The 21,598-nt window shown below is 69.9% G+C and carries 21 protein-coding genes and 2 riboswitches; of the genes, 9 read left to right on the top strand and 12 right to left on the bottom strand.

Translation table 11 applies throughout. From position 1 onward, the window contains the following. The first annotated feature begins 25 nt into the window (after positions 1–25). Complete coding sequence (locus P3G67_RS11200; protein ID WP_276093302.1) at positions 26–433, top strand: DUF3224 domain-containing protein; 408 nt, start codon at positions 26–28, stop codon at positions 431–433. Positions 434–647: 214 nt separating this feature from the next. Here P3G67_RS11200 and P3G67_RS11195 read toward each other — a convergent pair whose 3' ends face one another. From P3G67_RS11195 to P3G67_RS11165, 6 genes are all read right to left on the bottom strand, one after another. Then, a complete protein-coding gene (locus P3G67_RS11195; RefSeq protein WP_276093301.1) occupies positions 648–2,294 on the bottom strand; it encodes an NRAMP family divalent metal transporter in 1,647 nt (548 codons plus the stop codon). A 291-nt stretch (positions 2,295–2,585) separates the two neighbouring features. Further along, a riboswitch (M-box (ykoK) riboswitch) is annotated at positions 2,586–2,759 on the bottom strand. 95 nt (positions 2,760–2,854) lie between these two features. Then, positions 2,855–3,136 carry a hypothetical protein gene (locus tag P3G67_RS11190; RefSeq protein WP_276093300.1) on the bottom strand — a complete coding sequence of 94 codons (282 nt, stop codon included), beginning with the start codon at positions 3,134–3,136 and terminating at the stop codon, positions 2,855–2,857. Between the two features lie 236 nt (positions 3,137–3,372). Then, positions 3,373–3,549, bottom strand: a riboswitch (M-box (ykoK) riboswitch). Positions 3,550–4,004: 455 nt separating this feature from the next. After that, complete coding sequence (locus P3G67_RS11180) at positions 4,005–4,529, bottom strand: hypothetical protein (protein ID WP_276093299.1); 525 nt, start codon at positions 4,527–4,529, stop codon at positions 4,005–4,007. Between the two features lie 185 nt (positions 4,530–4,714). Then, entirely contained in the window at positions 4,715–5,599 is an 885-nt protein-coding gene (locus tag P3G67_RS11175; protein WP_276093298.1) for a glycoside hydrolase family 25 protein, read from the bottom strand. A 242-nt stretch (positions 5,600–5,841) separates the two neighbouring features. After that, the gene (locus P3G67_RS11170) at positions 5,842–7,428 is read right to left on the bottom strand and encodes a glycerol-3-phosphate dehydrogenase/oxidase (RefSeq protein ID WP_276093297.1); all 1,587 of its coding nucleotides are present in this window, start codon (positions 7,426–7,428) and stop codon (positions 5,842–5,844) included. After that, positions 7,425–8,024, bottom strand: coding sequence for a TetR/AcrR family transcriptional regulator (locus P3G67_RS11165; protein ID WP_269858296.1), 600 nt, complete (start codon positions 8,022–8,024; stop codon positions 7,425–7,427). Before P3G67_RS11165 ends, P3G67_RS11170 begins: the two co-directional genes overlap by 4 nt. A gap of 98 nt (positions 8,025–8,122) precedes the next feature. Between P3G67_RS11165 and P3G67_RS11160 the strand changes: the two genes are divergently transcribed. Continuing rightward, positions 8,123–9,721 (top strand): FAD-binding oxidoreductase, encoded by a 1,599-nt coding sequence (locus tag P3G67_RS11160; protein ID WP_276093296.1) that lies wholly within the window; start codon positions 8,123–8,125, stop codon positions 9,719–9,721. A 32-nt stretch (positions 9,722–9,753) separates the two neighbouring features. After that, the gene (locus P3G67_RS11155; protein ID WP_276093295.1) at positions 9,754–10,635 is read left to right on the top strand and encodes a diacylglycerol/lipid kinase family protein; all 882 of its coding nucleotides are present in this window, start codon (positions 9,754–9,756) and stop codon (positions 10,633–10,635) included. Here the strand turns inward: P3G67_RS11155 and P3G67_RS11150 are convergent. Continuing rightward, entirely contained in the window at positions 10,619–11,593 is a 975-nt protein-coding gene (locus tag P3G67_RS11150; RefSeq protein ID WP_276093294.1) for an NAD(P)-dependent oxidoreductase, read from the bottom strand. The two genes, P3G67_RS11155 and P3G67_RS11150, sit on opposite strands and share 17 nt — an antisense overlap. A gap of 192 nt (positions 11,594–11,785) precedes the next feature. Between P3G67_RS11150 and P3G67_RS11145 the strand changes: the two genes are divergently transcribed. Beyond that, on the top strand, positions 11,786–12,706 hold the full coding sequence (locus tag P3G67_RS11145; protein WP_276093293.1) for an ABC transporter substrate-binding protein: 921 nt from the start codon (positions 11,786–11,788) through the stop codon (positions 12,704–12,706). Between the two features lie 62 nt (positions 12,707–12,768). Next, positions 12,769–13,851 (top strand): LacI family DNA-binding transcriptional regulator, encoded by a 1,083-nt coding sequence (locus P3G67_RS11140; RefSeq protein ID WP_276093292.1) that lies wholly within the window; start codon positions 12,769–12,771, stop codon positions 13,849–13,851. Between the two features lie 29 nt (positions 13,852–13,880). Here the strand turns inward: P3G67_RS11140 and P3G67_RS11135 are convergent, their stop codons facing one another. Together P3G67_RS11135 and P3G67_RS11130 are read right to left on the bottom strand one after the other, a co-directional pair. Then, on the bottom strand, positions 13,881–14,171 hold the full coding sequence (locus P3G67_RS11135; RefSeq protein ID WP_276093394.1) for a DUF5954 family protein: 291 nt from the start codon (positions 14,169–14,171) through the stop codon (positions 13,881–13,883). Positions 14,172–14,190: 19 nt separating this feature from the next. Beyond that, positions 14,191–14,349, bottom strand: coding sequence for a hypothetical protein (locus tag P3G67_RS11130; protein ID WP_276093399.1), 159 nt, complete (start codon positions 14,347–14,349; stop codon positions 14,191–14,193). A 167-nt stretch (positions 14,350–14,516) separates the two neighbouring features. Here P3G67_RS11130 and P3G67_RS11125 point away from each other — a divergent pair, with 167 nt between their 5' ends. Next, on the top strand, positions 14,517–15,026 hold the full coding sequence (locus P3G67_RS11125; RefSeq protein WP_276093291.1) for a hypothetical protein: 510 nt from the start codon (positions 14,517–14,519) through the stop codon (positions 15,024–15,026). A 125-nt stretch (positions 15,027–15,151) separates the two neighbouring features. Continuing rightward, positions 15,152–15,421 carry a DUF1876 domain-containing protein gene (locus P3G67_RS11120; RefSeq protein ID WP_269858306.1) on the top strand — a complete coding sequence of 90 codons (270 nt, stop codon included), beginning with the start codon at positions 15,152–15,154 and terminating at the stop codon, positions 15,419–15,421. A 477-nt stretch (positions 15,422–15,898) separates the two neighbouring features. Here the strand turns inward: P3G67_RS11120 and P3G67_RS11115 are convergent, their stop codons facing one another. After that, complete coding sequence (locus tag P3G67_RS11115; protein WP_276093290.1) at positions 15,899–16,855, bottom strand: GlxA family transcriptional regulator; 957 nt, start codon at positions 16,853–16,855, stop codon at positions 15,899–15,901. Positions 16,856–17,154: 299 nt separating this feature from the next. Beyond that, the gene (locus tag P3G67_RS11110; RefSeq protein WP_276093289.1) at positions 17,155–17,583 is read right to left on the bottom strand and encodes a hypothetical protein; all 429 of its coding nucleotides are present in this window, start codon (positions 17,581–17,583) and stop codon (positions 17,155–17,157) included. A 370-nt stretch (positions 17,584–17,953) separates the two neighbouring features. Here P3G67_RS11110 and P3G67_RS11105 point away from each other — a divergent pair, with 370 nt between their 5' ends. Further along, on the top strand, positions 17,954–19,321 hold the full coding sequence (locus P3G67_RS11105) for an MFS transporter (RefSeq protein ID WP_276093288.1): 1,368 nt from the start codon (positions 17,954–17,956) through the stop codon (positions 19,319–19,321). A gap of 30 nt (positions 19,322–19,351) precedes the next feature. On the opposite strand, the gene P3G67_RS11100 is transcribed toward P3G67_RS11105, so the two are convergent. Further along, positions 19,352–19,858 (bottom strand): Lrp/AsnC family transcriptional regulator, encoded by a 507-nt coding sequence (locus P3G67_RS11100; RefSeq protein WP_276093287.1) that lies wholly within the window; start codon positions 19,856–19,858, stop codon positions 19,352–19,354. A gap of 122 nt (positions 19,859–19,980) precedes the next feature. Here P3G67_RS11100 and P3G67_RS11095 point away from each other — a divergent pair, with 122 nt between their 5' ends. Next, positions 19,981–21,306, top strand: a complete 1,326-nt coding sequence (locus P3G67_RS11095) for an APC family permease (RefSeq protein WP_276093286.1) — start codon at positions 19,981–19,983, stop codon at positions 21,304–21,306. Positions 21,307–21,598: the final 292 nt, after the last annotated feature.

Below are 21,598 nucleotides of genomic sequence, written 5' to 3'. Positions count from 1 at the left end.
CGGACCGAGAGCGAGAGGACTTCCCATGCCCACGCAGACCACCGGCCACTTCACGTTCGCCAACTGGGATGAGCAGGCGGTCAGTTCGAGCGATGTGATTCCCAGACTCGCTCATGCCTCCGTCACCAACGCGTTCTCCGGTGGCATCAAGGCAGCGGACACCACATGTGAGTACACCATCGTCTACGTCACCGAGAAGACCGGTACGTTCACCGGCATGGAGGCGCTGACCGGCCAACTGGACGGGCGGGAAGGGGCCTTCGTCGTGGAGCAGCGCGGCTCGTTCGACGCCGACGGCACCGTGCACTGCACGTTCGAGGTTGTACCGGGAACAGGCACCGGAGAGTTGGTCGGGCTGACCGGCACCGGCGGTTTCACGGCCCACCACGGCGAGCCGTCGGTCGCCTACACCTTCGAGTACGAGTTGGGCTGACAGCCAGCCACGACGGCGTGATGCCGTAAACAGTGTCCGAACCTTCGGGCGCGGCTCGGCGTCCGCGGCGAGGGCCGGGCTGGCCGCCGCCGACGGCCCCATCGCGGTCAGCGACGAGACCCGCTGGCGTGCTGGACCACCCTTCGCCAGGGCTGCCCGCCGTGCGCTCGGGGCGGGGCGGGCTGGGAAACCACCGCCCCGCCGCTCTCAGAGTTCAGTGGCCGAGGGCGACCTCGACGATCTTGATGACCACCAGGACCATCGCGACGAACAGGTAGGAGCGCAGCGCGCCCATGCCGATCCTGCGGGCGGTGGACATGGTGGGCCGGGTGAGCGTCGCCAGCGGCGGCATCCGCCAGGTGTCCCGGCCGATCCGGTCGACGGGGTCCTCCTTGATGACCGTGCGGTGCCGGGTAAGGGCGTATCCGGCGCCGAGGACGCCCACCACTCCGCAGGCGGCCATGATGTCCATGATCGCGCCCGCGGTGATGTCCGGGAAGAGCACGGAGGCGGTCAGGATGATCGACAGCGTGACCAGCACGCCGACCACGGCCGTGGTGAAGGCGTTGGTCTTGGCCCCGTTGACCCACGGGCCGAGGACGGCCTTGTCGTTGCACAGCAGGAGCAAGAAGACCGAGGCGGACGGCAGCAGCACACCGGCCAGCGTCTGCACGCCCTCGGTCAGCAACCCCAACGGCGAGCCCGGGATCAACACGATCGCCGCAGCCGCGGCCACCAACCCCGCGTACACGGCGTAGAAGCCCTTGGCCCCCTTGACCCCGCGGTGCAGCGAGTGCCTCATCCCGAACACATCACCGATCGCGTACGCGGTCGACAACGACACCGCGAACGCACCGATGATCGAGGCGTCCAGCAGCGCGATCGCGAACAACACCCCCACCAGCTTGCCCGCATGCGCCTGAAGACCGGTGGCGATCGCACCCGCGTCGGAGAAGTTCCCAAAGCCCCTGGTCCCCGCGAACGCCGCGGCGGTGAAACCCATCATCGCGGCGGCACCGACGACCACCACCGCGATACCGATCCACAAGTCCGCCTTCTCATACCGCATGAACCGCGGCGTGATCCGCTTGTCGATCACATACGACTGCTGGAAGAACAACTGCCAGGGCGCCACCGTGGTACCGACGATCCCGATGATCAGCAGCATCACCGTCGCCAACCCGCCCGACCCACCCGGCATCGTGGGCACCACGAAGTCATGCGCCATCCGCGAAGTCGCCGGATGCACCATGAAGTAGATCGGCACCAGCAGCAGCGACGCCGCACACAACAAGATCGCGATCCGCTCGAACCGGCGGAACGACCCGGTGAACGCCGACGCGACGATGACCGCCGCCGCCAACACCACCGACGCCGCCTTCGGCAACCCCAGATACCCGGCCGCCAGCTTGATCCCGATGAACTCGGTCACCAACGTCAACGCGTTCAGCAAGAACAGGTCGATGACCGAGAACGCGCCCCAGAACCTCCCGAACCGCTCCAGAATCAACCGGGCATGCCCCACACCGGTGACCGCGCCCAAACGCAGCACCATCTCCTGGTTCACATACAGCACGGGCACCAGCAGCAGCAGCGTCCACAGCAACTTGGTGCCGTAGTTCTGCCCCGCCTGCCCATAGGTGGCGAACGCACCCGCGTCATTGTCACCGACCATGACGATCAGGCCAGGACCCACGATCGCCAACAACGTCTTCAACTTCGCCGACAAACCCAACCGCGGCGCGGTGTCATCCAAACGAATAGTGCCAAGCGCACCACGGATGTCGCCGACATGCGCGTCGTCAAGGACCGCGGGGCGCGCGATCTGCCCGGCGGGCGCCTGGATGGCGGTGCTGGTCATGACGTACCTCCCAGTCCCCCCGTCACCGGGGAGGTCGGGGGCACGCGGCAGTCATACTCCCTACGCGAGAGCGCGCGGCACGGCAGCCTGAACACGCACCACAGCAGGGAATGCTCTGGTCCGGTGGCCGCGTAGGGAAGGTGGTTACCGCGTGCCGGAAGAATGCGAGGACAAGCGGTTGAGGGGGCGACTGTGGCCCGGACTACTGCAATCCATGTCTCTCGCCTCCTCCCGGCCGGGGCGCAGGGCGCCGTACGGACTCGGCAAGGAGCGGACCAGCCCGATACGGCTGGTTCACCCCAACTCGTCAGAGCTTTGGCACTCCACGGCGTGTCCCGCCAGAGGCGGGAAGCCACTTGGGGTCACCCCTTAACTCGGGGAGACCTGGCCTGATCCGAAGCGTCTCTCGACGGGTGGGATCAGTGGCCTGTGTCCGTGCAGACGCCTCACCGAACGAGGTGCCTTTCAGAAACCTCATCAAATGTAGCCCTGGCGCGCATCCGCTCACGGCCCAATTGCCATTTCTTGACGAGATCCCGGCGTCGTCCGCGGCGGACTTTTCAGGCCTCCTGGCCCGGCACGTCGCACAGTGCCTTCTGGGCGCGACGGACGACGAACGGCAGCGCCAGTTGCGCCAGGGCTCCGGCTCCCGCCGCACCGGCGACGCTGCCCACCACGGGCTCCGCGTAGGCGAGGGCGCCTCGCAGTATGGCGGGCGTGCACGCCCGGCGCACGTGGTGCAGCGCGGGCCGCACCAGATCGGCGGTGCGGATGTCGGGTACGGGGACGGTCAGCGTCCGGTTGGCGGCGTCGGTGCGCGGCCAGGTCAGTTCGATGCGCATGGCTGTGCTCCCTCGAAGGAGGGCCTGATGCGCGGTACAGCGCGTAACGCTTCCTGTGCGCACCGTGCCGATGGCACGAGGTGGACTCAGCGAACGCGCGCGCCGCGATCAAGCGGGGACGGATGAGCTTGCCCAGGAGTGGGCTCTGGACTGGACCAAGGACTCATGTCCCTCACCTCCTCGCGGCCGGACACACGCGGTGTCATCGAACAGGGCCGAGGAGCCCCCGCTGCGGGAGGGCACCTCTCTCGTCTGAGCTTCGGCACTGCGGGGCGTACTCCCGGCCTGACGGCCGGGGAGCCACTTGGGCCCACCCCTTGTGCCGAGGTGGGCTGTCCTGACCCGGGGCGTCTCTCGACGTTCAAGGTCAGTGGCCTGTGTCCACGCAGAAGCCTCGCCTAACGAGGTGCTGACAGGTTCAACGGTCCCCGCACATGCCCTATTCCGTCAAGGGCGGTAATCGACGGCAGGAGGGTGAGATCGGCGACACCCGCCGTAGCGCACGGCGAAGGGCGCGGCCTTTCCCGGCTCAGAGGGCCATGGGCACCGGCGTGCGGGCGCAGCCAGGCGACCGGGTCGGCCTCCAGGTGGTTGGTCGGCCCGCAGCAGCGTGCCGTCGTGTCCGGCGAACAGGATCCGGGCCGGCTCGACCGGCGGCGCGGGCCGCCGGACAGCGAGCCGACCGGCTCGGTCATCAGTCGGTCAGGCCGAGTCCGCTTGGCACCCGGGCGGCCTCGGCCTCCGCGGCGTATCCACGGCTGGCCTGGAAGGCGGCGTCCGCGCGGGCACAAGCGTCCAACGGATCCCGAACCGCTGCTGCACCACCCCGGTGAGCAGGTCTCCGAGACCTCGCCGAACGCGTGACCCCTCACATGATGCGCAACTCGACCTTCCCCGCCGCCCGTTGCAGGCCCTCGGGGGAAAGACACGCGGTCGGTAGCTGCTCGGGAAGCAGTTGGATGGTCCGAACCGCCTCCCGGCCCTCGCCAGGCCCCTCCTGCACATGTCCCTTGAGGACCACCAGATGGATGCCCGCGGCCCGGACGACGAACGACCGCGTGTAGACGATCTCCGACTTGCGGCCGTCGCCGTACTCCACGTCCTCCTTCCCTCTCGGCGAGTCCAGCTGTACGCACGAGGAGCCAGGGGACATGGCCTCGATCCGGCCACTCGCCTCGAACCGCTTTCCGTGGCCGTCCGCACACTCGTACTCGGCCCTCGCCCGAACCCACGTCGGCCTTGGCAGCAGCGTCAACCCGGGGCTGTAGGCGGTGAGTTCCCGACCGGAGCACAGGATCGGCGCGTTGGCTTGGGTGGCCGGGGCCCAGGCCAGGGTCGAGCCGAGCAGGGCCAGGGAAGCCGCCGCCACCGCGATACCGCGCCCACCGAACATCCGCACTCCTTCTGATCGCTTCGCCGCGCCGACCATGGCGCTCCCCCTGCCTACCCGTCGCGGCACACCGCCATCTCCCGGAACAGCATGGCTCCCGAAGCACGAGGGGGGCGCTCGCCGAGCGAGCGCCCCCCTGTCACAACACCGCGCGGCCGGCTCCTACTTGGTGCTGGCCACGAGCGAGGTCACCAGGTCTCCACGGCGTAGGCGACGCCGGGATCACTGGTCTGGAGGCTGATCTTGACGTCGGCGTTGGTGAGGTCGACGTCGATCGTGCCGCCCGCGGCAGTGACGGTCGCGGTGGACTCGCGCCAGCCGTTGCCGTTGTGGATGGCGACTCGGACGCTGGCCCGCGCGGACGGGTCTCCGACCCTGTCCATGCCCAGGTGCAGGCACCGGTGCGGTGCCGCCGACCAGGCGTTGCCGTGTGGGACCAGGACGACTGTGGGCTCGGCGGCCGGAGTTACGGAACCGGCGATCCATTGCGGCATGTCAGTCTCCCAGGGCGGAGGTGGGGGGTTGGAGTTGGTCGCCCAGGCCACGAGGTCCGTGACGGAGCCGAAGTTGCCGACGTTCCGGTCGATGCCACCGGAGTCGGAGTACTGGTGGAAGGTCCACGGATGCTGGATGTGCGGATGCCCGGCGGTGGTGATGTCCGCTATCCACAGGCCGTCCGCGCAGTCGTTCGTGGTGTCCAGGGTGCTCCAGAAGTACGTGTTGCAGTACAGGACGAGCCGGTGATCCGGCCGCAGTCGCTTCACCGCGGCGAGGAAGGCGTCCTTGTCCGCGCCGGAGACCGAGGTTTCCTCCCAGTCACAGGCGAGGATGTCACCGGGGACGCTGTCGCACCGCTGCACGAAGTACTCGGCCTGTGCCTGCATGCTGGCGGACGAGTCCAGGTAGTGGTAGAAGCCGACCACGAGTCCGGCGGCACGGCCGTGCGCGGCCTGTCCCGACTGTAACGGGTTGACGTACCCGGTGCCCTCCGTGGCTTTGACGAACACGAAGTCGAGGCCTGAAGTGTCGTAGTTGGTGGGCTGGTACGAGCTGACGTCAACGCCCGCGATCATCCGATCAACCCCTTCGCGAAGTGGCGGCTCCCAAACTCGACGCCGAGGCAGTGTGGTGGGCGGCAGGGCCCTACCGACAAAGGGTCGTCCTTGCGCGCCGAATGCGCCAGGTAGTGAACCTGATAACAGTGAGGCAACCGCTGTGCTTCAGCGAAACCAGAGTGCTCCCGGTGTACCGTTGCGCACTCCTGCACAGAATGTTTCAATTCGCGCGATCTGCCCCACCGGCCCCCAACGGCCGTTCACTGCCCGGTGAGTTCCGGCGCGCCCATGGCCAGCGCCTCACGGGCCGCGTCGAGAGCGGCCACGCGGTCGGCCGGGACCAGGCCTACGCGGGTGCGTCGGTCCAGGAGGTCGGACTCGTCCAGGGCCCCTTCGTGTCGAACCGCCCAGAGGAGTTCGGCCCGGGTGACCGGTACCCCGTCGGCGACCGGTTCGCGCAGCCGCGGGTCCGACTCGCCGAGGGCGTGGATCGCGGCGGCCTCGGTGCCGTAGCGGGCGATGAGTCGGCGGGGCGCCGCCACGGCGGCGAGGGATGCCCGCGAGGCCGCGCCGACCAGCGGCAGCCGAGCGGTACGGCAGGGCGCGGCGGTCAGGGCGCGGGCGGCGAGCGCGGCGTCCACGGCGTCCTGGGCCATCCGCCGGTAGGTGGTGAGCTTGCCTCCGACGATGGTCACGACACCGTCGCCGGAGGTCAGTACGGCGTGTCGGCGCGAGATGTCGGAGGTGCGGCCGGCGGAGCCGCCGTCGTCGGACCCGTTGTCCAGCAGCGGTCGCAGCCCGGCGAAGGCGCCCACCACGTCGCCGCGGGAGACCGGCGTGTCCAGGACGGCGCCGAGGACGTCGAGCAGGAAGCCGATGTCGGACTCCGGTACTTCGGGCACGTCCGGCACCGGGCCGTCGACCGGTTCGTCGGTCAGCCCCACGTACACCCTGCCGTCTCCTTGAGGCAGGGCCAGTACGAATCGGTTCAGCTCGCCCGGGATGGGGATGTGCAGACCGGTGGTCAGTCCCGCGAGGCTGTGGGCGCGCAGGACCAGGTGGGTGCCGCGGGAGGGACGCAGTTTGATGTCGTCGACCAGTTGACCGGCCCACACACCGGTGGCGTTGATGACCATGCGGGCCCGGATCCGCGTCTCCCGGCCGGTGAGTTCGTCGCGCAGCAGGGCGCCGGAACCGGTGACGGACAGCGCGCGGGTCCTGGTCAGGATGCGGGCGCCGTGACCGGCGGCGGTACGGGCGATCGCGGTCACCAGCCTTGCGTCGTCGGCGAGTTGGCCGTCCCAGGACAGCAGTCCGCCGCGCAGCCCCTGCGGCCGTAGCCCGGGCGCCGCCCGCAGGGTCTCCACCGCCGACAGCCGCCGTGGCGTGGGCAGTGTTCGCCGCGCGGTGCCGGCCGAGACGCGCAGCAGGTCCCCGGCGTGCAGTCCGGCCTGCGCGAGGGCGGCGTTGCGGCGCGGGGTGAGCTGGGTGAGCGGCATGACGAACGGCTGGGCGCGGACCAGGTGGGGGGCGGTGCGCTCCATCAACACGCCGCGCTCCACGGCGCTTTCGTGTGCGACGCCTATCTGCCCGCTGGCCAGGTAGCGCAGCCCGCCGTGGATCAGTTTGGAACTCCAGCGCGAGGTGCCGAACGCCAGATCATGCGCGTCGATCGCGGCCACCGACAGGCCACGCGAGGCGGCGTCCAGCGCGGCTCCCGCGCCGGTGGCGCCGAGCCCGATGACCAGGACGTCGACCGTGGTTCCTGCTGCCAGCTCGGCCAGTTCGCGGGCGCGGCGGCGGGCGTTGAGGGAGAAGTCGCCTGGGCGGCGGTGGGAGCGGTTCACGGGGCGAGGGTCCTTTCCAGGATGTGCCGAAGCTCGTCGTGGAACGCGGCGTCGCCGAGCTCGGGATCGGAGTCGGCGGTCATGGTCTGCATCGACAGAGCGAAGGACTGCATCACCAGCAGCAGCGCCCTGGCCTGCCGTACCGGATGGTCCACCCGGATCGAACCGTCCTGGTGGCCCTGCCGCAGGGCGTCCTCGATGAACTCCAGCAGGGCGTCCTGGCTGGCCCCGCGCCGGTCGAACAGGTACGGCAGCAGCAGTTCCGGGTCGACGTCGAGGATCTTGCACAGCAGCGGATGGTCACGGAACGCGCGCAGTCCGGCGACGAGGCCGTCGACCAACTGGCCGCGTTTCGGGCGGGAGTCGTCGGCCTCCGGCATGGCGCCGAGGGCGACGGCCACCCACTCGCGCGTCATCACATCGCCGACCAGGGTGCGCACATCGGGCCAGCGCCGGTAGATCGTCATGCGGGACACCCCGGCTCTACGGGCGACGTCGGTCAGGGTCGTACGGCGCACCCCAACCGCCAGAACGCATTCGCGTGCCGCGTCGAGCACGGTCTCGTCGTCCCGACGGTTGTGACGAATAGGCTTCATCTGTCACAGTGTAACGATCAACGTGTTCGCGGCAACCCGCGACCCGCACCGCGGGTCCGGAAGAACCGCATGACGAAGCGGGTGATCAGGTGGGTTCGGTGGACATGCTGTGGAGCGGCTGGGGCGATCCGGCCAAGGCCGCCCCGCTGCCCGACAAGGTCGTGGGACTGCTGCGCGATCTGCTCGGCGTACGGCCGGCGGACGCTCCGCCGGCCGCGCTTTCGGCCGTCAAGCCCCAACCCAGCCGACTGGCCGCGCACGTTCGTGCCGCCATGGCGACGGTGGTCGGCGACGCGTACATACGCGACGACGACGAGAGCCGGATCCGCCACACCCGGGGGAAGTCGACGCCCGATCTGCTGCGGATCCGCACCGGGGCGGTCAGCGACGCGCCCGACGCGGTGGTGCTGCCCGCAGACCACGACCAGGTGCTCGCCGTACTGCGGGTCTGCGCGCAGCACCGGGTCGCGGTCGTCCCGTTCGGCGGCGGCACCTGTGTGGTCGGCGGACTCAGCCCACGCGACCATGACTGCTTCATCGCCCTCGACCTGGGGCGGATGAACCAACTGCTCTCCGTCGACGAGGTCTCCCGCACCGCCACCCTGCAACCCGGGCTGCGCGGCCCGCAGGTCGAGGTGCTGCTGGCCGAACGGGGTTACACCCTGGGCCACTTCCCGCAGTCCTTCGAGTGGGCGTCGGTCGGCGGCTTCGCGGCGGCCCGCTCCAGCGGCCAGGCGTCCGCCGGGTACGGCCGCTTTGACGACATGGTGATGAAGCTCCAAGTCGCCACTCCGCAGGGGACCTTGGAACTGGGCCGGGCGCCCCGCTCGGCGGCCGGGCCCGATCTACGGCAGCTGGTGCTGGGCTCCGAGGGAGCGTTCGGCGTGATCACCTCCGTGACCGTGCGCGTTCGCCCGAAGCCCCGGACCAAGGTCTACGAGGGCTGGCGCTTCGCCTCGTTCGCGGCGGGCCAGGCGGCGTTGCGCGCCCTCGCCCAGGACGGGCCGCTGCCCACCGTGCTGCGACTGTCGGACGAGACGGAGACACTCATCGGCCTGGCCGACCCCGAGGCCATCGGCGGCGGCCTCGACTCCGCCTCGGGTTGCCTGGCCATCGCGGGCTACGAGGGCACGCCGGCCGAGACCGCCGACCGACGGGATCGCGCGCATGCCGTACTGAGCGGCGCCGGAGGCGAGTTCCTCGGTGAGGAGCCCGGAGACAAGTGGGCGCACGGCCGGTTCTCCGCGCCCTACCTGCGCGACGCGCTGCTGGACGCCGGAGCGTTCGCCGAGACGCTGGAGACAGCGGCCTTCTGGTCCGACATCCCCGCGCTCTACGACGCGGTACGCGACGCGCTCACCCGAACCCTGGCCGACGCAAGCACCCCGCCCCTGGTGATGTGCCATGTCTCGCACGTATATCCGGCGGGCGCGTCACTGTACTTCACCGTCGTCTCCGCCCAGGGCGAGGACCCGGTGGCGCACTGGGCGCCGGTCAAGCAGGCAGCCAACGACGCGATCCTCGCCGCGGGCGGCACCATCAGCCACCACCACGGTGTGGGCACCGACCACCGCGAATGGTACGCCCGCGAGATAGGCCCGCTCGGCGTGGCGGTGCTGCACGCGGTCAAGAACCAGCTCGACCCGGTCGGCATCCTCAACCCCGGAATCCTGCTGCCTCCCCTGCCGTCCGCGTAGCTCCCGTCCGTCCTGCCCAACGGAGTGCCGTCATGCGACAGTTCACCGCCGTCGTCAATCCCACCGCGGGCGGATCACAGGGCGCGGCCGCCCTCATCCCGCTCGCCAGGCTCCTGCGCGACGCGGGCGCCACGCTTGAGGTCGAGTACAGCCGCGGCCTGGACCACGCGCGGACGCTGGCCCACCAGGCCGCCGAGCAGGGCCGCGTCGTGCTCGGTGTAGGCGGCGACGGCATGGCGGGCTGCGTCGCGGGCGCCCTGGCCGGGAGCGACGCCGTCGTCGGCATCGTCCCGGCCGGGCGCGGCAACGACTTCGCCCGCGCCCTGCGGCTGCCCACCGAGCCCGCGGCACTCGCGGAACTGCTGCTGCACGGCACGCCGAGGAAGGTCGACGCGATCGAGGTGGAGTCCGCCGTCCACCAACGGCGGGCCGTTCTCGGCAGCGTCTACGCCGGAGTCGACGCGGTGGCCAACCGCCACGCCAACGCCTCCCGGCTGCTGCACGGCGCCGCCTCCTACTACATGGGAGGACTGCGCGCCATCCTGACCTGGCGCCCCGCCCACTACCGCCTCACGGTCGACGGCACACTCCACGAACGCGAGGGGTACACCGTCGTCGCCGCCAACTCGGGCTACTACGGCTTCGGCCGGCGTATCGCACCGGATGCCGCGGTGGACGACGGGCTGCTCGATGTGGTGGTCATCCGGGACGCTCCCCGCCCGCTGTTCTTCTCCGTCATGAACGAACTCAAGGACGGCAGGCACGTCCACCGTCCGCAGGTGGAGGTGCTGCGCGGGCGCGAGATACGCATCGAGGCCGACCGCCCTCTCCCCTACGGCGCGGACGGCGAGGTCGAAGCCACCCTGCCGGTCACCGCCCGCGTCCTGCCTGCGGCACTCACCGTGCTGGCCTGACCTCGTGCGCTGGCCCGCCGCCCGAAAGACCGTCGTCCACCGCGGCGTCCTCCGGTGTGAGCGCGAGTCCGGAGGCGGCGGCCTGGAGGTCCAGCAGTACGGCGAAGTCCTCGGCGTCCCGGCCGGAGCTGACGCACGCCTGGACGAGTTGGGCGGTCGCCGCGGTCAGCGGCAGCGGTACGTCGAGGGAGCGCCCGGCGGCCAGTCCCAGGTCGAAGTCCTTGCGCAGCAGTGCCGGAGTGAACGTCGGCGTGTAGTCGAGGGTGGTGAACGCGGGGGTCTTGTAGCGGGTGAACGTCGAACCCATCACGCTGTCGTTGAGGAACTCCAGATAGGCGTGGCGGGACACCCCGCCCTTCTCGACGAGCACCGCGGTCTCCGCCATCGCCTGGGTGACGATGCCCAGCATCAGGTTGTGCGCGATCTTCACCAGCCGCGCGGCCTCGCCCTCGCCCGCGTACGTCACCGAACGGCCGATGTGCCGCAGCAGCGGTACGGTCTCGTGGTACGTGTCCTCGACGCCCGAGGCGACGACGGTGAGCCGCCCCGCCTCCACCACCTTGGCGTTGCCACTGACCGGGGCGGCCAGGAAGGCGGTGCCGCGCTCCTCGCAGGCGGTGCGCAACGCGGCGGAGGCATGGGGCGAGATGGTGGAGCAGTCCACCACGGTTCCCGGCACCTGACGGGGGTCGGCGAGCAGCCCGTCGTCGCCCAGCAGCAGGTGCTCCAGGTCGCGTTCGGTGGAGACCATGGTGAACACCACGTCGCGGTCGCGTAGTTGGGCCACCGAGTGGGCGAGGTCCGCGCCGTGGTCGGCGAGCGGGGCGGCCTTGGCCGCCGTGCGGTTCCATACGGCCAGGTCCACTCCCGCGTCGGCGAGGCGGCGGGCCATGGCCAAGCCCATGCGTCCGGTGCCGATCCAGCCGACGGCCGGGCGCACTGCCGTGGTGTCACTCACGTTGCTCTCCTTGTCGTCACGCCCCATGGGCCGTTGCACCCATCGGACTGCAATCGATTGCAGCGAGCAGCAGCGTTGTCCGACATCACTGCCTTGTCAAAGGCGAGCGGCGCTCTCCACAATCGATTGCCCCCACCGGAGTTCATCCTTGGACCGGGCATCCCCTGTCCTCATCGCCCGTCAGGAGCGCACATGTCCCATCGCCCCCTCAGCGTCGGTGTCTTCAGCCCGTCCGTGCTGCTGCGCGTCGCCCGCTCGGTCGGCCTGCTCCAGGAACACGGCGTCAGCGTCACCGAGGTCCAGGTCGAGTCCTCGCCGGACCTGTTCCGCGACCTGTTGGACGGCACCCTGGACGCCGCCTTCACCAGCCCGGACAACGTGATCGCCTACCGCTTCACCCCGGACAACCCGCTCGGCCGCACCGGCGACGCCCGTATCCTGGCAGCCCTGGACCGCGGTCTCGGCCTCGGCGTGTACGCACGGCCCGGTGTCACCGCCGCTGTCCAACTGCGGGGCACCACCGTGGGGGTGGACGCCCCCGGCTCCGGTTACGCCTTCGGCCTGTACGCCGTGCTGGAGTCGCTGGGCCTGCGGCCGCCCGGCTCGGGGCGCCGCGACTACGCGGTACGGACGCTTGGCGGCACGCCCCGGCGGCTGTCGGCACTGCTCGACGGACGGTGCGCGGCGACGGTGCTCGGCGCGGGCAGCGAACTGCTGGCGGAGGACGCCGGGGCGACCCGACTGGCCGGGCTCGTGGAGGTGTGCGGTCGCTATCTCGGCACCGTGCTCACGGCCGTAGGCCCGCACGGCGCCCGGGCGGCCAGACCCCTGGCCGAGGCCCTGGCCCGAACCGCCCAGCTGATCGTGCCCGGTGAGCTGGACGCCACGGTCCTGCGGGAGGCCCGCACCGCCCTCGGACTGACCCCGCAACAGGCCGCCCGTCATGTGACGCGGTTACGCGACCCCGACGAGGGCCTGGTGCCCGACGGCACCGTTGACCTGGCGGCCCTGCGTACCGTGCTCGCCCTGCGGCTGCGGCACCGCCCCGGCGACCGCTCGCTCGCCACCGCCCTGGAGCCGGAGCGCGGGCTGTTGGAGCCGCGGACATGGTGAGTCGTACGACGGTCGCACCGTACGATCCCGACCCGAGACGCTGACCCACCCAAGGAGTACCTTTGACGCCCCAGGACCACGGCCCCCCGAACACGGCGCCCCGTCCCCAGCGCCTGCGGGATGTCGCACGCGCCGCTGGCGTACATCCGGCCACCGCGTCCCGAGCGCTGAACCCGGCCACCCGTACCCAGGTCAACGCCGACACCGCGCGCCGCGTCCTGCAGGTGGCCAAGGAGTTGGGCTACCGGCCCAACCCGGTGGCCCTTGCCCTGAAGACGGCGCGCTCGCACACCGTGGGCCTGGTCATCCCCGACCTGACGAACCCCTACTTCCCGCCGATCGTGCGCGGCATCGAGAGCGAGCTCGAACCGGCGGGTTACCACGCCTGGATCGTCGACACGCACAACGACCCGGAACGCGAGCACTCCCGCGTGGAGTCCCTGCGGGAGCGGCAGGTGGAGGGGCTGATCGTCGCCACCGCCCGGCGCGAACACCCCTATCTGTCGGCACTGCACGCGCAGGGCGTACCAATGGTGCTGGTGAACCGGCGAGTTGAGGATCTCGCCGTGCCCTGTGTCATACCCGACGACGCATCGGGCGTCGTCCAGGCCGTCCGGCATCTCGCCGAGCTGGGGCACACGCGTATCGCACACATAGGCGGCCCGGCCACGACCTCGACCGGCGCCATGCGCACCCGGGCCTTCCGGCACGCCGTGCGCGACCTGTCCCTCGCCGACGATCCCGCCCTGGTCACCGAGGCGGCCGAGTGGAGCGAGGAGGCGGGAGCGCGGGCCATGCGGCAACTCCTGGACGCTCGCGCCCGGTTCACGGCCGTGGTCACCGGCAACGACCTGCTGGCGCTCGGCTGCTACGACGTCTTCGCCGAGCGCGGCATCGACTGCCCGGGCCAGGTCAGCGTCGTCGGCTTCAACGACATGCCGTTCCTCGCCCGGCTCCGCCCGGCGCTGACCACTGTGCGGGTACCGCACCACGCCGTGGGCGCGGAGGCCGCGCGCATGCTCCTGGACGGCATGGCGACCCCGGCACGCACGGCCCGCTCGCTGCTCCTCCCGGTGACGCTGGTGGTACGCGAGTCCACGGCACCGCCAGGCCGCGCCGACGGCACGGCCCCTCTCACGGCCTGAGTGCCGCCGCCTCGACCTGGGCCGCCCGCCTAACGCCCCTTGTTCCCCTGCCTACGTTCCCTGACCGCCGCCCGCCGAGCCTCCTCCTGCTCCCAAAGGCGCTTCAACTCCAGGGCGCGGCCGTCCAGTTCGAGATCCAGCGTGAACGGCCCCATCAACCGCAGCCATCCGGCCAAACCGTCCCGTGCGCCCTGCGGTGTCGAGTACGAGGCTCCCGGAGCGTGCGCCCGCCAACTGCCGTCCACCCGCTCGGAGACGCTGAAGACCGCGGGCAGCAGCACCCCGCCCGGATACCGCTCGGCGCAGCGCCGTTGCGGCAGGCCGAACGTCCGTGCACGGCTACGGCTGCGGTCCGGTGGCGCTGGTCCACAACCGCAGGGCCGTCTCCGCCAGTTGGTACTCGCCGCGTACGAAGACACCGGGCCGGTTCAGCGTCATATGCGTGTGCGACACCAGCAGCTCGGCGGCCCTTACCGTCTCCCCTTGCGGCAACACCACGGCGAGCCGATCCCGCCACATTGCGAGTGGCGCGACATCCGGCATTCGGCCGCGTACCGCCACGGCCACCGGACGCGCGCTTTCCTCCGCTGCCGCGGGTTCACGACACGCGAACGGCTCCGTCGCCAGGGGCGGGCGGCCCGGTTGGCGGCGGGCATGATGGCGCAATGCTGATCCGGAAGCGGCTGAAGTCATTGGGGCACGTCCTTCTGCCCCTGGACCACCCCGTTGAGGGGATCATGGGCACGGTCATCACCGCCGCCCTCATGGCCGCCTACTCCGAGCCACCGGTGCACCTCGGGGCCGTCGTCCTCGGCACCGCCGTGGCGGTGGTCGTGTACTGGCTCACTCATGTGTATGCCGAGGAGATCGGGCACGGCCCCGTGGAGGGGCGCGCCTTCGCCAAGCGTCGACTGATGTCCACTCTCCGTAAACAGTGGGCGCTGGTGGAGGCGTCGTTCCTGCCGCTGATCGTGCTCCTGGTCGTCGTCGCGTTGGGCGTGAGGCCATCGCGGGCGCTGTTGGTCGCGGACTTGGCCGCGGTGCTGCTGCTGGTCGTATGGGGTTTCGTCACCGCGTGGCGGCACGGCATCCGGGGCCTGCAGCTGTTCCTCGCGGGGCTGGTCGCGGGGGTGCTCGGGCTGGTCATCGTGGTGCTGCGGGCATTGGTGCACTAGCCCGCGTGGCACCCGCTTCGCCGCAGGTCAGAACCGGTTCGACAGGCTTTCCACGGTTCCGCGTGCCGTCCCTGGCGGTGCGGGTGCAGGCTGGATACGTACCGGTACCGCAGGAGGTGGGCGTGATGCAGACGATCGCCGGCTGGCACATCGAAATGGAGTTCCAAGAGGCGGAGAAGCGGACCCGGGCCGCAGCCATGGTGAGACTTCCGGACGGCACGGAGATGCGGGCGCACGGTCATGCCACACGGCATCCCGACGACATGGAGCAGAACCGGGTCGGCGAGGAGATCGCCGCGGCTCGCGCGCTGAACGAGCTCTCCCGTGAGCTGCTGCACAAGGCCGGATCGGAGATCGAGGAGGTCACCCATCGCGAGACGCACTTGGCGATGTGAGTCCACCGGACCGCGACACGAAGGGACATCGGCGACTCTTCGGTGCGTCGTTCGGGCTGCCGGGCTTGTCGGCGTGATAATGAGAGGGGCCACAGCTCCCGTAGGGACCTGAGTCCTGTCACCCCGCCCCTACCACGCCGATGCGTTCGGCCTGGCTTGGAGGTGCAGCTCGTGTCCACTTTCGCGCAACTCCTGCACACGGCCTGTGTAATGGCCGGGACAACCGGCGCTCTGTATGCGGTCACCGTCGCAACGGTCGCCGGTGTCTGCGTACTCGCCAGGAAACCGCAACGGCGCCGCGACGCCCGCGCGACGCTTGAAGTCCTCCTTCGACAGCAACCGCGCAGTCACTGAAGGTGCCCTGCCACGTCGACGCGCGGGAAGGTCCTCCGACGCTGGGGACCCACGCCGTGGGACGGGCGTAGTTCAGCGTCCGCCCGCCGACGCCCCTCGGCCGTCGGCACAATGGCCGAGCCGCTACGTCGTCCGGTTGCTCTCGCGATACGAAGCCCGGTAGCTCTGTGGTGTGATGCCGGTGACCCGCTTGAACCGTTCGCGGAAGGCGGTGGGCGAGCCGAATCCGGCCTGCTGTGCGATCCGGTCGATCCCGTGGTCGGTGTTCTCCAGCAGGTACTGGGCGCGGTGCACCCTCGCGCGCAGCAGCCACTGCAGTGGTGTGGTGCCGGTCTGCTCCCGGAAGCGTCGGCTGAAGGTGCGTTCACTCATACCGCAGCGCGCCGCCATGGTCTGCAAGGCCAGTTCACGGCCGAGGTTGTCCTGGATCCAGGCCAGCACGGGCTCCAGCACCGACCCCCGTGGCACCGGCGGCAGTTCGTGGACGATGAACTGGGCCTGGCCGCCTTCGCGCTCCAACGGCATCACCGACAGGCGCGCCGTGTGCGCCGCCACCGCTGAGCCGTGGTCCCGCCGGACCATGTACAGACACAGGTCGATGCCCGCGGCTGCCCCGGCCGAAGTTAGTATCTGCCCGTTGTCCACGTACAGCACATTGGGCCGCACGTCGACGGCAGGGTGGAGCCTTGCCAGCAGGTCCGTCGCCAGCCAGTGTGTGGTCGCCCGCAACCCGTCCAGCAGTCCTGCCGCTGCCAGGACGAACGCGCCGCCGCAGATCGACGCGATGCGTGTGCCGCGTTCGGCGGCGGACCGCAGCGCCTGGAGGATGTCCTCACCGGGCGGTCCGGCCTTCTCCGCACAACCGGGCACGATGATGGTGTCCGCCTCGGCGAGTGCGTCCACCCCCCACTCGGCCCTGATCGTGAAGGACTCGCTGTACACCTCGCTACGGGGAGCGCACACCCGGACCCGGTAGGCCTCGCGGCCGTCGGGCAGTCGGGCGCGGGAGAACACCTCGAGGGGCGTCGACAGATCGAAGGGCACCACATGGTCGATCGCCAGTACCGCAACAGTGTGCATGGGCTCACGATAAGCCGAGGCCAGCCAGCTCCAGCATCTGCCCGAAGCCGATTTCCGACGATGAACAAGCATGTCAGAGGGGTTGGCGAGAATCCGTTGACCCGTGTCGTTCCACCCCATGGATCACCGGCGAACCCGGTTCTAGCGTCAAGTGGCGAATGCGGAGGAAGGGCTGGAGGGGCCGTCGCGCACGTACTGAAGCAGCGAACGCGGTCTACTGGCTGAGGGGTCGTCAATCCCGAGGAATTTGGGCAGAGGGGGGGCGGCGGCAGCTCGCCGCGTCGTCCGTGCGCCGACCGTCAGCAGGTGTTTGACTCGTTCACGGAGAGCGTCGTGACCTTCCAGGAGTTCTCCTCACGAGTGACCGTCGCGTCGGCCCTGCTACGGCTTGTAGTGCGGTCGCTCTTCGGCGCACCGGCCTTCGTGAAACGCAACCAACGGGATTCGTCCACGCAGTCACGGAGCCTGACGCTATTGCCGTCGGACGCCATCACCGAAGGATCCACCTCCGGCGCCCCCTTGGTCACGACGTCCTCCGCTTGCGCCTTCTCCAGCCCGTGCCGCAGAAGGCGAAGGGCCTGGTCGTCGGCGTGGTCGGCGAGATGCGGCCACTCGGGATCGGCGTAGGCCGACGCCACGGCCAGGTCCTTCCACATCGCCCGGTAGGCGGCGACCGCCGGAGCAGGACCGCCGTCTTCCCCGTTGGCGTGTCGTCCGCTCGCCGACACGTCAACGGACGGTACAACGCCAGCCGTTCGGCCCGGCACACCGGCACACCCAACGACCAGCGCGCCTACTGCCGCACACAGAGCGGCAGCCAAGGCTGCGGAACGCCTTCCCGGATCCATGAACTCCCGCCAATCACCGAGCCATCACTGAAAGTAACGAAGGTATCACGTTCCGCTACCAACCGGATACCGATCCCGGCCCGCGGCAAATTCATCAACCGGTCCCGCCCGCCAAGTTGACACGCTCCCGACCTGGCCCTTTGCCGTCTGTGACAGCCAGTCAACCGGGGCCGAATACCTTGACATCGAGACTTTCGACAGCGAGGCTACCCCAGATCTCTTGATGTCGAGATATTCTCGGGGGCGGGCAATGCGGCGCGGGGCAGCGGGCAGGAAGAACGCGAGCGGCGGACGAGGGCTGACAGCGCAGTTGCGCAATCCGCCGGGTGGCCGCAACGCGCGGACCATGCTGCTCGCCCTGGCGTTGGACCGGACGGGCTCGGGACTGTGGGCCGCGTCTTCGGTCCTGTACTTCACCTTCGTGACGCATCTGAGCGCTCAACGGATCGGTGTACTGCTGGGGGTTGCCGGAGTCGCGGGGATCGTCGGCTCTCCGCTGGCCGGGCGTCTGGCCGGCCGTTCGCCAGTCCGCGCGCTACTGATCGGCTGTCACCTGCTGCGCATGGCGACTCTCAGCCTGCTGTTGGTGTGCACTGATTTCAACGCACTGCTCGCCATCGTCGCCCTCACCTACCTCGCCGACCGGGCGGCGAAGACTCTGGAGATGCTGTTCGCCACACGGACCGCCGGTGAACGGCGCGCGACCTACCAGGCCCTGTCGCGCAGTGCGTCGAACGCGGGCTACGGACTCGGCGCGGGAATCGCGGCCGTCGGCCTGGCCGTGGGATCGATCGGCGCCTGCCGGGCACTGATCCTGGGCGACGCGCTGTCGTTCGTCCTGGCAGCGGCGTTGGTGTGGCGCACTCGGGAGCCACGGGACAACACCGTTGAGGTGGTATCGGCGCACGACACAACCACCGACGGGTGGCCTGCCGTCCGCCGGAGCAGCCCATGGCGGGACCGGGGTTATCTGCTGTTCGTGCTGTTGGACATCCCGATGAGCACCGATGACTCCGTGCTCAACGTCGGCCTGCCGCTGTGGTTGGTGAACCACACCTCGGCACCGCACGCGCTTGTCCCCACCCTCCTCATCGTCAACACCGTGATGGTGGTGGTGCTGCAGGTGAGAGTGTCGGCATGGGCCGAGGGTCCTCGGCTGGCCGCTCGAGCAGTGCTGCTGTACGGGGTGGCGATGTCCGTGTGCTGCGCCGCCGTTGCGGCGGCCACCGGAGGCGGCACCTGGACGGCTGCGGTCGTCCTGCTCGCCGCCGCGTTGCTGGTCACCCTGGCGGAGTTGATGCGTTCGGTGAGCTCGTGGGAACTGGCCGTCCTGCTCGCGCCCCATGGCGCCCGCGCGCGGTATCTGGGTGTGGCGGGTATGTCCCAGTCCATCCAGAAGTCAGCCGGACCGCCGCTGCTCACTGGTGTTGTGATGGCCGCGGGACCAGCGGGATGGGTGGTACTGGGTGCGGCCGTCGCGGGACTTTCTGTCGTACAACGGGGCGCTTGCCTGCGCCGACTTCAGATGTTGTCGCCCGCTGGCGCTTCCCCACTACGTTCGAAGACGGTTCACCGTCAGCACTCAGGTGAGGCCCCTCGCCCAGCCTGCCCGAAGTAGCACGGCACGGCGAAAGTCACCGCGGCAGCCTCATGTGCTCGTCGGCGTCTCGTCATCGACCGCATCGGGTGCGGCGACGCTCTCCTGGGTGACGACACGGTCGCTGACGCTCGTCGAGTACACGATGGTGGTGGTGATCGAACCGATCCGCGCGATGCGGGCCGTCACCTCTTCCAGATGCGGCATCGACCGGGCGGCGACCTTGGCGATGAAGCAGTCGCTCCCGGTCACGTGATGGCACTCAAGGATCTCCGAGCACTCGTCGAATATCCGCGCGTAGTCGCGGTAATCGCCCCCGGGATAGCGGATGTTGACGAACGCGAGGATCGGCAGGCCCAGTTGGCTCAGGTTGATCCGAGCCTTGTAGCCCTCGATTATGCCGCGCTGCTCCAGGCGCCGGACCCGCTCGGCGACAGCCGGTGGCGTCAAGGCCACCCGACGGCCCAGTTCGCTGAAGCTCACCCGCGCGTCCTGCTGCAGCTCCCGCAGGAGGCTCCAGTCCGTCGCGTCCAGCCCGGCTTTCAATTCGTTAGCCATCCAGCGAGGATAGCTTCAATCAAACGCCGCACACCGTGACTTGGTTAACTTTGCCCCTGTGTCCCAGGAGAAGGCCTTCATACGCTGTGGGAAGTCGCGGAAGCCACAGCCCGGAGGGTGGAATGACACAGGCTGACCAGGCCACAACGATCACCGAGGACGGCCCGGGCCCCAACCGGCAAGTGGGGCTGAACCTCTTGCAGGGAACCGCCGTGTACGTCGGAGCAGTGCTCGGCACCGGCGTGTTGGCCCTGCCCGGCCTTGCTGCCAAACAGGCTGGCCCGGCCTCGCTGTTGTCCTGGCTCGCCCTCGTCGTGATGTCGATACCGCTCGCCGCGACGTTCGCCGTACTCGCCGCCCGCTACCCCGACTCCGGAGGCGTATCGACGTATGTGCGGCGGGCCTTCGGCGAGCATGCGGCGACCGTGGCCGGGTGGTGGTTCTACCTCGGTACGCCCGCCGGCATCCCTGCCCTGGCACTCTTCGGTGCCTCGTATCTGAGCCGGACCACGGGCGGTGGCTGGGGCACGACCGTCGGGTACGCGGCCGCACTGCTCGTGCTCGGTTTTCTCGCCAATGCCTTCGGCGTGCGGGTCTCCGGGCGGGTGCAGCTGGCGCTCTCCGGCGCGTTGACGCTGCTGCTCGTGCTGTCGGTGCTGGTGGCTTTGCCGCACGCCCGCGCAGCCAACCTCCACCCGTTCGCCCCGCACGGTTGGGGAGCGGTCGGGTCGGCGGGAGCGCTGCTGGTGTGGTCGTTCACCGGGTGGGAAACGGTCACCCACCTGTCCGCCGAATTCGCCCGGCCCGCCCGCGATCTGAAGCTCGCGACCGCCGGCGCCTTGATCGTGGTGGCCGTGCTGTATCTGAGCCTGGCGGCGGTCACCGTACTCGTGCTGGGAGACGCGGCCGGCAGCACCATGACCCCGTTGGCCTCGCTGCTGCAGACCGGACTCGGCCGCTACGGGGCGGACATCGCGGGTGTGGTCGCGCTGCTGATCACCCTTGGCACCATCAATGCCTATGTGGCGAGCACGGCGAAGCTCGGCGCGGCCCTGGCTCGTGACGGCGCCCTCCCCCACCGCCTCGCCGCCGGTGCCCAAGCCGGCGGTGTGCCGCGCCGCAGTCTGCTGGTGGTCGCCGCGATATCGGGAAGTGTCTTCACGGCCGCGACAGTTACCCGTCTGGACGTCAAGCTGCTGGTCCTCAGTACGACGGCGTGCCTGAGCGCCGTGTACGCCATCGGCTCGGCGGCCGGAGCGAGACTGCTGTGGCGAACGAGTCGGGCGGGCGCGGTGGCCGCCCTCTTCGCGCTCGCCATCGTGGCGATCCTCCTCGCCCTCAGCGGATGGTTCCTGGCCTGGCCGCTCCTACTCGCGACCGCCGCCCTCACTCGATCCCACCTCCGAGGAGGCACCCGGCCACCGGCAGGCCGGGGAGATCCTCGGTGATCCGCGGACACTGGCCGTTGGGTGGCCTGAGTCCGTGGATCAGCCAACAAGCAGGCGCTGAAGCCCCTCCGAGTCCTCAGCGGGCTCGCGTACCCCACAACACCCTCGGAGTCTCCGGACCAACGGCGGCTTGACTTCTCTCAGCCGCCCGGCGAGATGCCGTCGACTGCGTGTGTCGGTCGCTCGTCAGCGAGGCATCGGTGCCCTGTCAGCGGCCGGTGCCACGCTGACTCTCACCGGTACCGACCACAACCGAGCGGGGCACACGCATGCCCCTTCACCGCACCCGATC

This window comes from Streptomyces silvisoli, from assembly GCF_029269905.1.
Taxonomy (GTDB): domain Bacteria; phylum Actinomycetota; class Actinomycetes; order Streptomycetales; family Streptomycetaceae; genus Streptantibioticus_A; species Streptantibioticus_A silvisoli_A.
This window is presented reverse-complemented; position numbering and strand designations above follow the sequence as displayed.

Coding starts and splice junctions, on each gene's coding strand:
- P3G67_RS11200 (WP_276093302.1), top strand. CDS start 26: ATGCCCACGCAGACCACCGGCCACTTCACGTTCGCCAACTGGGATGAG.
- P3G67_RS11195 (WP_276093301.1), bottom strand. CDS start 2,294: ATGACCAGCACCGCCATCCAGGCGCCCGCCGGGCAGATCGCGCGCCCC.
- P3G67_RS11190 (WP_276093300.1), bottom strand. CDS start 3,136: ATGCGCATCGAACTGACCTGGCCGCGCACCGACGCCGCCAACCGGACG.
- P3G67_RS11180 (WP_276093299.1), bottom strand. CDS start 4,529: ATGTTCGGTGGGCGCGGTATCGCGGTGGCGGCGGCTTCCCTGGCCCTG.
- P3G67_RS11175 (WP_276093298.1), bottom strand. CDS start 5,599: ATGATCGCGGGCGTTGACGTCAGCTCGTACCAGCCCACCAACTACGAC.
- P3G67_RS11165 (WP_269858296.1), bottom strand. CDS start 8,024: ATGAAGCCTATTCGTCACAACCGTCGGGACGACGAGACCGTGCTCGAC.
- P3G67_RS11155 (WP_276093295.1), top strand. CDS start 9,754: ATGCGACAGTTCACCGCCGTCGTCAATCCCACCGCGGGCGGATCACAG.
- P3G67_RS11145 (WP_276093293.1), top strand. CDS start 11,786: ATGTCCCATCGCCCCCTCAGCGTCGGTGTCTTCAGCCCGTCCGTGCTG.
- P3G67_RS11125 (WP_276093291.1), top strand. CDS start 14,517: ATGCTGATCCGGAAGCGGCTGAAGTCATTGGGGCACGTCCTTCTGCCC.
- P3G67_RS11120 (WP_269858306.1), top strand. CDS start 15,152: ATGCAGACGATCGCCGGCTGGCACATCGAAATGGAGTTCCAAGAGGCG.
- P3G67_RS11115 (WP_276093290.1), bottom strand. CDS start 16,855: ATGCACACTGTTGCGGTACTGGCGATCGACCATGTGGTGCCCTTCGAT.
- P3G67_RS11105 (WP_276093288.1), top strand. CDS start 17,954: ATGCGGCGCGGGGCAGCGGGCAGGAAGAACGCGAGCGGCGGACGAGGG.
- P3G67_RS11100 (WP_276093287.1), bottom strand. CDS start 19,858: ATGGCTAACGAATTGAAAGCCGGGCTGGACGCGACGGACTGGAGCCTC.
- P3G67_RS11095 (WP_276093286.1), top strand. CDS start 19,981: ATGACACAGGCTGACCAGGCCACAACGATCACCGAGGACGGCCCGGGC.